This is a genomic window from Neobacillus vireti (assembly GCF_036962465.1).
Lineage (GTDB): Bacteria > Bacillota > Bacilli > Bacillales > Cytobacillaceae > Neobacillus > Neobacillus vireti_B.
This window is the reverse complement of the sequence record NZ_JBALNF010000023.1, coordinates 1-9,595: the sequence shown is the minus strand read 5'-3', so window position 1 is coordinate 9,595 and position 9,595 is coordinate 1. Positions and strand designations below refer to the sequence as shown.

The 9,595-nt window shown below is 38.9% G+C and carries 12 protein-coding genes; 10 read left to right on the top strand and 2 right to left on the bottom strand.

Features of this window, described 5'->3' with window-relative positions; all coding sequences use genetic code 11:
• Window positions 1–144: 144 nt before the first annotated feature.
• Window positions 145–399, top strand: a complete 255-nt coding sequence (locus V7077_RS09990) for a YqkE family protein (RefSeq protein WP_335500959.1) — start codon at window positions 145–147, stop codon at window positions 397–399.
• 25 nt (window positions 400–424) lie between these two features.
• Here V7077_RS09990 and V7077_RS09985 read toward each other — a convergent pair whose 3' ends face one another.
• Together V7077_RS09985 and mciZ are read right to left on the bottom strand one after the other, a co-directional pair.
• A complete protein-coding gene (locus tag V7077_RS09985) occupies window positions 425–1,336 on the bottom strand; it encodes an aldo/keto reductase (RefSeq protein ID WP_335500958.1) in 912 nt (303 codons plus the stop codon).
• 64 nt (window positions 1,337–1,400) lie between these two features.
• The gene (mciZ, locus tag V7077_RS09980) at window positions 1,401–1,535 is read right to left on the bottom strand and encodes a Z-ring formation inhibitor MciZ (protein WP_335500957.1); all 135 of its coding nucleotides are present in this window, start codon (window positions 1,533–1,535) and stop codon (window positions 1,401–1,403) included.
• 75 nt (window positions 1,536–1,610) lie between these two features.
• Between mciZ and V7077_RS09975 the strand changes: the two genes are divergently transcribed.
• The 9 genes from V7077_RS09975 (at window position 1,611) to V7077_RS09935 (ending at window position 9,547) form a co-directional block, all read left to right on the top strand.
• Window positions 1,611–2,165, top strand: a complete 555-nt coding sequence (locus tag V7077_RS09975) for an NUDIX hydrolase (protein WP_335500955.1) — start codon at window positions 1,611–1,613, stop codon at window positions 2,163–2,165.
• A complete protein-coding gene (locus V7077_RS09970) occupies window positions 2,162–3,325 on the top strand; it encodes an endonuclease Q family protein (RefSeq protein ID WP_335500953.1) in 1,164 nt (387 codons plus the stop codon). Before V7077_RS09975 ends, V7077_RS09970 begins: the two co-directional genes overlap by 4 nt.
• Before the next feature lie 143 nt (window positions 3,326–3,468).
• On the top strand, window positions 3,469–4,116 hold the full coding sequence (spoIIM, locus tag V7077_RS09965; RefSeq protein WP_335500951.1) for a stage II sporulation protein M: 648 nt from the start codon (window positions 3,469–3,471) through the stop codon (window positions 4,114–4,116).
• A 108-nt stretch (window positions 4,117–4,224) separates the two neighbouring features.
• Window positions 4,225–4,686 (top strand): ferric iron uptake transcriptional regulator, encoded by a 462-nt coding sequence (gene fur, locus V7077_RS09960; RefSeq protein WP_235740341.1) that lies wholly within the window; start codon window positions 4,225–4,227, stop codon window positions 4,684–4,686.
• Between the two features lie 123 nt (window positions 4,687–4,809).
• The gene (locus tag V7077_RS09955) at window positions 4,810–5,037 is read left to right on the top strand and encodes a YqzK family protein (RefSeq protein WP_335500948.1); all 228 of its coding nucleotides are present in this window, start codon (window positions 4,810–4,812) and stop codon (window positions 5,035–5,037) included.
• 5 nt (window positions 5,038–5,042) lie between these two features.
• Entirely contained in the window at window positions 5,043–5,936 is an 894-nt protein-coding gene (gene xerD, locus V7077_RS09950) for a site-specific tyrosine recombinase XerD (RefSeq protein ID WP_335500946.1), read from the top strand.
• 225 nt (window positions 5,937–6,161) lie between these two features.
• The gene (deoB, locus tag V7077_RS09945; RefSeq protein WP_335500944.1) at window positions 6,162–7,346 is read left to right on the top strand and encodes a phosphopentomutase; all 1,185 of its coding nucleotides are present in this window, start codon (window positions 6,162–6,164) and stop codon (window positions 7,344–7,346) included.
• 14 nt (window positions 7,347–7,360) lie between these two features.
• A complete protein-coding gene (locus V7077_RS09940; protein ID WP_335500942.1) occupies window positions 7,361–8,182 on the top strand; it encodes a purine-nucleoside phosphorylase in 822 nt (273 codons plus the stop codon).
• A 60-nt stretch (window positions 8,183–8,242) separates the two neighbouring features.
• Entirely contained in the window at window positions 8,243–9,547 is a 1,305-nt protein-coding gene (locus V7077_RS09935; RefSeq protein ID WP_335500940.1) for a pyrimidine-nucleoside phosphorylase, read from the top strand.
• Window positions 9,548–9,595: the final 48 nt, after the last annotated feature.

The following is a 9,595-nucleotide window of genomic DNA, read 5'->3' as shown; positions in this document are numbered from 1 at the left end:
GCCGCCTGGAGCGGAAATCAACAGCCAAATTGCATTTAAGGGACTTCCTTCAGTGCCCTCACGGGCACGGCCTGTTTTTTAATGTCAGCAGCGTTTTAAGAAATGGTATAATAGAATAAGATTTTTAATATGGAGGAGTTTAGAATGAAAAAACAAAAAAGACAGACCAATCAATCTAAACCAAAAAAGGAAGATACCGCAGTAACACTCAAAGATTTGATTAATCCAGACTTAATGAAGCAGCTTAAAGAGCAGCAAGACCAACTAAAGGCTGAAGAAGATAGAAAAAAAGAGGCAGAAGAACAAAGAAAACGGGAAGAACGAAGATTAAAAGAAAAGAACAAATCATTTGCAGAATTATTAAACGAGAGTGGCATGAATTGGAAAGAATTTAAATAAAAAAGGAGAGATTAATGCTCTCCTTTTATCTGTGCTCCGTATAAATACTTGGCTTTGTTAAGTCTTTAATGACCAACACTTCTTCATCGGTAAGCGGAGTACTTCTTATCGCTGCAGCATTACGCTTAATCTGTTCAGGGCTGCTCGCTCCAGTAATAACCGAAGCCACAGCAGGGTTTGCTAAATTATATTGAAGTGAAACCTCTGTAAACGACCGATCGTGTGCAAGATTCTCTTTCAAACGAGGCAAAATTTCATTTAATTCCCTATAACTGTAATCAAGATAGCCTTTTTCAGATGCTTTGCTTAGCAATTTATCAGTTAGAAGGCCTTTAGCAAGCGGCCCGCGTGTCACAACGCTGATCCCATGTTCATGTAAAAGTGGTAAAGTTTCTACTTCTGGTCTCCGATCTAAAATGCTGTATTGCATCATTACCGAAACAATACTAGATTTGTTAATATATTCACGGATGACATTGGGGCGAATGGAGGAAATGCCATAATAACGAATAAATCCTTCTGCCTTTAATTCTTCAAACGCTTCAATCGTTTCATCAATCGGGTCATCAATTGTTCCGCCGTGGACCTGATATAAATCGATATAGTCAGTCCCAAGGCGTTTTAAACTATTTTTTACTGCTTCCTTTATATAGGCTTTTGAAGCATCCCAAGTCCAGCCAGATTGATCAGGTTTCCAGCGGTTTCCTACCTTGGTTGCCAGGATGACATTTTCTCGAACCGCTTTTAATGACTGTCCCACGATTTTCTCATTTTCACCAAAGTCATAGAGATCAGCAGTATCAAAATAATTAATCCCTTCCTCAAGAGCTGTCTCGATGATTGATCTTGCCGTTTTCTCCTCTGTTCCGATAGACATACAGCCGAGGCCGAGTTCCGTAACGTACAAATCGGAATGACCTAGTTTTCTTTTCTTCATTTTAAAACCCCCCTGCTCCTTTCTTTCAATATTAATAAACAATTGGGCAGACTACAAATGGAAGCTACTTTTTTTGCGATACATCTTTAATCCATTCAGAGATGAAAATATAATCCTTGTTATATTCTTTCAACTTCTGCTGGATTTCCCAAGCTTTGCCAACGAGAGTTATTCCCTGCTTATGGGTATACACCTTCATTACCATACCCCTCCAATTAAAGTATGGTAAAATGTATACGTATGTCTTTACGGAATAGAACAGGAGTTGACGGTAATGGACAATCTTACTGAGAAAACAATAAAAAGTGAAGAAATATTTTCGGGAAGGATTATCAGTCTTCATTTACAAGACGTCGAGCTGCCAAATGGAAAACAGTCAAAGCGGGAAATCATTAAGCACCCGGGAGCTGTGGCCATTATAGCTGTTACGGATGAAAATAAAGTGGTTATGGTGGAACAATATCGAAAGGCATTAGAAAGAACGATTGTAGAAATACCAGCTGGCAAACTAGAAAAAGGTGAGAATCCAGAATATTGTGCCCGGAGAGAACTAGAAGAGGAAACCGGTTATGAATGCAGCAGCTTGGAATTGGTAACATCTTTCTATACCTCACCAGGGTTTGCTGATGAAATCGTCCACGTGTATTTCGCAAAAGGGCTCACAAAAAAAGAAAATGCAGCGGGACTTGACGAAGATGAGTTTGTTAATCTAGAAGAATTAACTCTAGAAGAAGCCCAATCTTATATTACAGAACAAAAGATTTTTGATGCAAAAACTATTTATGCCGTACAGTACTTACAATTACAAGAGGCGTTGAAACATAAATGAACCGCTATTATGTGGATTTACACATTCATATTGGCCGGACCTGGACAGGAAAACCGGTTAAAATAACCGGTGCGAAATCGCTGACATTTACTAATATTATTGAACATGCCAGGCATGAAAAGGGACTGAATATGGTGGGAATCATTGACAGTCATTCACCGGAAGTCATCTTAGAAATGGAAAGTCTTATTCAAAGCGGAGAAATTAGCGAACATCCAGATGGTGGTTTGGTTTTTGGAGATTTAACGGTTATTCCCGGCTCTGAATTGGAGATTTACGATGAACAATCAAATGGTCCGATTCACCTGCTTGCCTTTTTTCCTAACCTTACAATCATGCGGGAGTTTTCTTCCTGGCTTTCGACCCATTTGAAAAATATTCAACTTAGTTCTCAGCGAATCTACGTAACAGGTCTGGTGTTACAAAAAAAGGTTAAAGACTTAGGGGGCATATTTATCCCAGCCCACGTGTTTACTCCTTTCAAAAGTTTATATGGCAAAGGGGTTCAGAAGTCGCTGACCGAGGTATTAGATCCAAATTTAATTGATGGAATTGAACTTGGATTAAGCTCTGACACACATATGGCAGACCAATTAGGAGAGCTACACAAATATACGTTTGTAACCAACTCTGATGCCCATTCACTGGCAAAAATTGCCCGTGAATATCAAGTGATGGCCATGAAAGAGCCAACTTTTTTAGAATTACATAAAGCTTTAAAAGGGGAAGACGGCCGCCATATCATTGCCAATTATGGTCTCGATCCTTTATTGGGTAAATATCATAAAACCGTCTGTGCAGAATGTTTAAATCCACTAACCCCTGACGATCAAATATGTAATCTTTGCGGAAAAAATAAAATTATTAAAGGTGTGGCAGACCGAATCCTAGAGTTGAAGACGGCAGATGCCGGTCCGCTTGGACGCCCCCCATACGTCCATCAAGTACCGCTGGAATTTATTCCTGGATTAGGCCCGCGCCTGTTGGAAAAGCTGGTTAATCATTTTGGCAGTGAAATGGCCATTTTGCATGAAGTTCCATATGAAGCATTAACTGATGTGGTACCCGCTAAAATTGCGGAGCTCATTCTAAAAGCAAGAGAAGGAAGCATTAATCTTGCAGCCGGAGGCGGCGGCAAGTATGGAAAAATAGCTGATTAAATCCCCGGCAGCCAGTAACTGCCGGTTTCTTTTTATGGTTAAAATGTCATCAACTTGATGATAAATCTATTAAATCCCGTCATAGAATAACTAGTCTAGCATAGACTGTACTAATCGACCTTTGTAGTAGGAGGAAATTAAAGATGAAAAAACGATTGTACCAGTCCGATGCCGCCAGTTATTTTCGTGAACATTCCTCAATCTTTTTATTTATTGTGGTTTTATTTTTAATGGGAGTAATCTTTGGGGCAATAGTTGTCAATAGCATGAGCATCACCCAAAAGGAAGATTTATTCTATTATTTATCACAATTCTTTGGCCAAGTTTCCGATGGAACGGTAACAGACGACAACGATTTATTTTTGCAAAGTTTTTTACACAACAGTAAATTTATTGGCCTTATGTGGATTCTAGGAATCTCTATTATTGGCCTTCCAATTATATTAATTCTCCTATTCCTTAAAGGAATGGTTGTAGGTTTTACAGTGGGATTCTTAGTCAGTCAAATGGGCTGGAAAGGCTTTTTGTTAGCATTTGCGTCCATCCTGCCGCAAAATCTAATTATTATTCCTGTGTTTATATTGATGGCAGCATTCTCAGTCATTTTTTCAATAAGGATGATTAAACGGCAATTTATGAAGAAATATGCTTTGCCAATCATGCCTTATTTTAAACGTTATATCGTTTCCTTAATTGCTGCTGTACTATTTATTTCTGCTGCTTCAGGAGTAGAAGCGTATCTGTCTCCCTGGTTAATGAAAAGTATCATAAGTTCAGTTTCGCTAAAATAATTATTATTTGGTAATGATTATCGAATCTTATTTATAATAATTTTATTTTGAATCTCTTTCTTCATCTGTTATAATGAAAATTAACAGTGGCGAGGGAGGGCCTTCAGGATGGAAACTAGAATTGAGAGAATTAAGAAACAGTTGCATTCAGCGAGTTATAAATTAACTCCCCAACGTGAAGCAACCGTTCGTGTTTTATTAGAAAATGAAGAGGATCATTTAAGTGCAGAAGATGTGTACCTCCTCGTAAAAGAAAAATCGCCTGAAATTGGTTTAGCAACTGTTTACCGAACATTGGAATTGCTAACGGAATTAAAAATTGTCGATAAAATAAATTTTGGTGATGGAGTCTCACGTTATGACCTTCGTCAGGAAGGTGCAGCCCATTTTCACCATCATCTTGTTTGTATTGAATGCGGTGCTGTTGATGAAATTCAGGAGGATTTACTAGAAGATGTAGAAGCCGTTGTAGAGAGCAGATGGAACTTTAAAATAAAAGACCATCGCCTAACCTTTCATGGAATCTGTCATCGCTGCCTGGATAAGGATAAAGAAGAGGAAACTGAATAATATGAAACCAAAAGTCTCTTTCATTGAAAGGACTTTTTTCTTTTGAGCAGCTTAAGGAAGCAGGTATATATTTTGTCCATTTTGGCATACCTTTTAATAGAAATTAGTATTGGAGGATGTTAGATGGTTTCTTTTTTTAAAGTGGCGGTCCAAACAGTAAAGGTGTTTATCATTTTCACCGGGTGCACGATTCTCTTTTATTATGGTATCATGTGGGTATCTGAAGAATATCAAAATTACCATCGTTATGATGTGCCGGAAGGATCTGCGTTAAAGGTTTCAAATGTAGTGAAAGAAGACCGTTCATCTGTGTTAGACCGGTTGATGTTGTTTTATTTAAATGGGGAGTAATTGTAATGGAAAACCAATTAAAAGCTTTTTTGGATTATTTAATAGTAGAAAAAGGGTTGGCTAAGAATACGATTATTTCGTATGAAAGAGATTTGAAAAGCTACCTTCATTATTTAAAAAGTGTGGAAGCCATTCAGTCCTTAAATGAGATTCAACGTATTCATATTATCCACTTTTTAAATTTCTTAAAGGACCAAGGAAAGTCCTCAAAAACCTTGGCAAGACATATTGCCTCTATTCGAGCGTTTCATCAGTTTTTACTAAGAGAAAAGGCAGCAGAGGGGGACCCTTCTGTTTTAATTGAATCTCCTAAATTAGAAAGAGCTCTGCCAAAGGTTTTGAGCTTACTGGAAGTAGAGCAACTGTTAAATGCACCCATCCCAAATGATCACTTTGGTTTAAGGGACAAGGCCATGTTGGAGCTCTTATATGCAACAGGAATTCGAGTAAGTGAATTAATAGCTTTAGAAAAAGACGATGTTCATTTAACGCTTGGGTTTATACGTTGTATTGGAACAGGAAACAGGGAGCGGATTATCCCAATTGGAAAAATAGCTTTAACTGCAGTTAAGCAATATTTAGAAAACGGCAGGTCTCATTTTGTTACGGAGAAGCACAAGGATGATGCATTTTTCCTAAATCATCAAGGGCATCGTTTAACAAGACAGGGTTTTTGGAAAATATTAAAAAAACTAGCACGTGAAGCGGGCATTGATAAAGAACTCACCCCTCATACCCTTCGCCATTCCTTTGCCACCCATCTGCTTGAGAATGGTGCCGATTTAAGGTCGGTTCAAGAGATGTTAGGTCATGCAGATATATCCACAACGCAAATATATACCAATGTTTCAAAATCAAGAATTATGGATGTGTATACAAAATTTCATCCCCGAGCTTAATAGAAAAATAGTCTTATAGACTCATTCACAAAAGTGTTAAAAAGTCGTCCTAAATTTTGGCGGCTTTTTTTCTTGTGTTTTCAAAAACTTGGAGTAAAATAGAGATGTCAGACTTCTGACGAATGAATAAATAAATCACTTTCATAAACTATTTTTAAGCGGACAACCTATAATTGTCTGATTCTTATTTGCAAACGTTTTCTATGTCAAAGGAGGTAGTAGTGTATGACTGTAAGTACATACAAACGTATATTTATCATCGTAATGGATTCGGTTGGAATCGGGGAGGCACCCGATGCTGAGAAGTTTGGAGACAAAGGGGCAGATACATTTGGTCATATTTCCGAAAGAATGAATGGCCTGAATATGCCTAATATGGGGAAATTGGGATTAAGCAATATTCGTGAGATTAAAGGAATTAATAAAGCAGAAAAGCCATTAGCTTACTATACAAAAATGATGGAAGCTTCAAACGGAAAAGATACCATGACAGGACATTGGGAAATTATGGGCCTAAATATCCAAACACCTTTCCGTGTTTTTCCCGAAGGCTTCCCGGATGAACTTGTTGCAGAGCTTGAAAGACAAACAGGCAGAAAGATTATTGGAAATAAACCTGCGAGCGGCACAGAAATATTAGATGAGCTTGGCGAGGAGCATATGAAAACAGGAGCATTAATTGTCTATACTTCTGCCGATTCTGTGCTTCAAATTGCTGCACATGAAGAAATTGTTCCGCTGGAAGAGTTGTATAAGATCTGTAAGATTGCTCGTGAATTAACACTTGATGAAAAATATATGGTAGGTCGTGTTATCGCCCGGCCATTTCTAGGCGAACCTGGCAACTTTAAGCGCACGCCAAATCGTCATGATTATGCCTTAAAACCTTTTGATCGAACTGTTATGAGTGAGTTAAAAGACGCAGGGTTTGATGTAATTGCGATTGGTAAGATTTCTGATATTTACGATGGTGAAGGGGTAACAAAGTCTCTTAGAACCGTATCCAATATGGACGGAATGGATAAGCTGGTTGAAACCTTCGATATGGATTTCACAGGCATTAGCTTTTTAAATTTGGTTGATTTTGATGCATTATTCGGTCATCGCCGTGACCCAGAAGGCTATGGAAAGGCACTAGAGGAATACGATGCCCGCCTGCCTGAAGTGTTTGCAAAAATGAAGGACGATGACTTGTTAATGATCACAGCCGACCATGGAAATGACCCTATCGCACCAGGAACAGATCATACACGTGAATACGTTCCATTACTTGTCTACTCTAAGAGTATGAACGGTGGTAAAGAACTTCCATTAAGGGAAACATTTGCAGACCTTGGTGCGACAGTCGCTGATAACTTCAATGTTAAGTTGCCTAACTATGGCAAAAGCTTCCTAAATGAATTGAAATAAAGAGAGGGATAAAAATGAATATTGAAAGCATTCATAATGCAGCTAATTTTTTAAAGGAAAAATATCAGACTACACCAAAATTGGGTCTTATCTTAGGCTCAGGTCTTGGTGTCCTAGCGGATGACATAGTAAATCCAGTTAAAATACCGTACAATCAAATCCCAGATTTTCCAGTCTCTACAGTAGAAGGCCATGCCGGACAACTTGTTTTTGGTCAGTTAAATGGGGTAGAGGTAGTAGCCATGCAGGGCAGATTTCATTTCTATGAAGGATACAGCATGGATAAAGTGACATTCCCAGTTCGTGTTATGAAAGAAATGGGTGTTGAAATGTTAATAGTCACGAACGCTGCAGGCGGGGTAAATGAGAGCTTTTCCCCTGGCGACCTAATGATTATTACAGACCATATTAATAATATGGGAACGAACCCTTTGGTTGGACCGAATGATGCCAATTTAGGTGTTCGTTTTCCAGATCTTTCTGAGGCTTATTCAAAGGAATTACGAAAGATGGCAAGAGATATTGCCGATCGGCTAAAACTCAATGTCAAAGAAGGCGTATACTTTGGGAATCCTGGTCCGGTTTATGAAACCCCGGCTGAAATCAGAATGGTTCGTATATTGGGTGGAGATGCGGTAGGGATGTCTACAGTCCCAGAGGTCATTGTAGCCCGCCACAGTGGAATGAAGGTTCTTGGGATTTCCTGTATTTCTAATATGGCAGCGGGAATCCTTGACCAGCCATTAACACATGATGAAGTAATGGAAACTACAGAAAAAGTCAAAGCCGATTTCCTATTATATATTAATGAAATTGTTAAAGGAATGGTCCAGTAATCCGCACAACTCCTTTTAAAGAGGGTACAAAAATGATCTTGAAAAATGTGGTGATATTTAATGAGAATGGTCGACTTAATTGAGAAAAAGAGAGATGGAAACGAATTATCAACAGAAGAAATAAAATTTATTATTAACGGGTACACAGATGGATCGATTCCTGATTACCAAATTAGTGCTTTAACAATGGCCATCTATTTCAAAGGTATGACAGAAAAAGAAAGAGCAGATTTAACGATGGCAATGGTTGAATCGGGAGATCAAATAGATTTATCCCAGATTAAAGGGATTAAGGTCGATAAGCACTCAACAGGTGGTGTGGGTGACACCACTACGCTTGTTCTGGGCCCCCTAGTAGCTGCCGTTGGTGTACCAATAGCCAAAATGTCTGGCCGCGGGTTAGGCCACACAGGTGGAACCATAGACAAGTTAGAAGCGGTTAAAGGCTTTCATGTTGAAATTAAAAATGAGGAATTTATTGATTTAGTCAATACAAATAAAATTGCTGTTATTGGACAAAGTGGAAACTTAACGCCCGCGGACAAAAAGCTATATGCATTACGGGATGTTACCGCAACTGTAGACAGTATTCCACTTATTGCAAGCTCGATTATGAGTAAAAAAATAGCTGCTGGGGCCGATGCGATTGTCCTTGATGTGAAAACGGGTGCTGGTGCGTTTATGAAGACATTGGACGATTCGAGGGACTTAGCAAAAGCAATGGTACGAATTGGAAATAATGTTGGCCGAAGGACAATGGCTGTTATTTCTGATATGAGCCAGCCGCTTGGATATGCAATTGGGAATGCCCTAGAAGTAAAAGAAGCAATTGATACCCTAAAAGGTGAGGGCCCAGAAGATTTAACCGAATTGTGCTTAACCCTTGGAAGTCATATGGTTTACTTGGCTGAAAAAGCCAGTTCGTTAGAAGAGGCCCGCCATAAGCTCGAAAATGCTATTAAAGACGGTTCCGCACTAGAAAAATTTAAAGTCTTCTTGAGTTCTCAAGGCGGGGATTCCTCTATTGTTGATAACCCTGCTAACATGCCGCAGGCAAAATATACGTTTGAACTTGAAGCTAGAGAAGATGGCTATGTAGCTGAAATTGTAGCCGATGAAGTGGGAACAGCAGCTATGATTCTCGGTGCAGGGAGAGCGACTAAAGAATCTACGATTGATTTAGCAGTTGGCCTAGTCTTACGAAAGAAAATCGGCGACCAAGTGAAAAAAGGAGATTCCCTCGTTACTCTTTACAGCAACTTTGAAAAGGTAGACGAAGTTAAACAGAAGCTTTACGAAAATATAAAGATTACTGCTGAAAAGATAGAAGCACCAATCCTAATTCATGGAGAAATAACAGAATAAGAATAGACAGGGTGACAGGCACCAATTATGGTGCCTGTCACCCTTTTT

Excerpts from the sequence above, each read along its gene's own strand:
- V7077_RS09955 (WP_335500948.1), top strand. The coding sequence starts at position 4,810 with ATGGTTTCTTTTTTTAAAGTGGCGGTCCAAACAGTAAAGGTGTTTATC.
- V7077_RS09985 (WP_335500958.1), bottom strand. The coding sequence starts at position 1,336 with ATGAAGAAAAGAAAACTAGGTCATTCCGATTTGTACGTTACGGAACTC.
- V7077_RS09940 (WP_335500942.1), top strand. The coding sequence starts at position 7,361 with ATGAATATTGAAAGCATTCATAATGCAGCTAATTTTTTAAAGGAAAAA.
- mciZ (WP_335500957.1), bottom strand. The coding sequence starts at position 1,535 with ATGAAGGTGTATACCCATAAGCAGGGAATAACTCTCGTTGGCAAAGCT.
- spoIIM (WP_335500951.1), top strand. The coding sequence starts at position 3,469 with ATGAAAAAACGATTGTACCAGTCCGATGCCGCCAGTTATTTTCGTGAA.
- V7077_RS09990 (WP_335500959.1), top strand. The coding sequence starts at position 145 with ATGAAAAAACAAAAAAGACAGACCAATCAATCTAAACCAAAAAAGGAA.
- V7077_RS09975 (WP_335500955.1), top strand. The coding sequence starts at position 1,611 with ATGGACAATCTTACTGAGAAAACAATAAAAAGTGAAGAAATATTTTCG.
- xerD (WP_335500946.1), top strand. The coding sequence starts at position 5,043 with ATGGAAAACCAATTAAAAGCTTTTTTGGATTATTTAATAGTAGAAAAA.
- deoB (WP_335500944.1), top strand. The coding sequence starts at position 6,162 with ATGACTGTAAGTACATACAAACGTATATTTATCATCGTAATGGATTCG.
- V7077_RS09970 (WP_335500953.1), top strand. The coding sequence starts at position 2,162 with ATGAACCGCTATTATGTGGATTTACACATTCATATTGGCCGGACCTGG.
- V7077_RS09935 (WP_335500940.1), top strand. The coding sequence starts at position 8,243 with ATGAGAATGGTCGACTTAATTGAGAAAAAGAGAGATGGAAACGAATTA.
- fur (WP_235740341.1), top strand. The coding sequence starts at position 4,225 with ATGGAAACTAGAATTGAGAGAATTAAGAAACAGTTGCATTCAGCGAGT.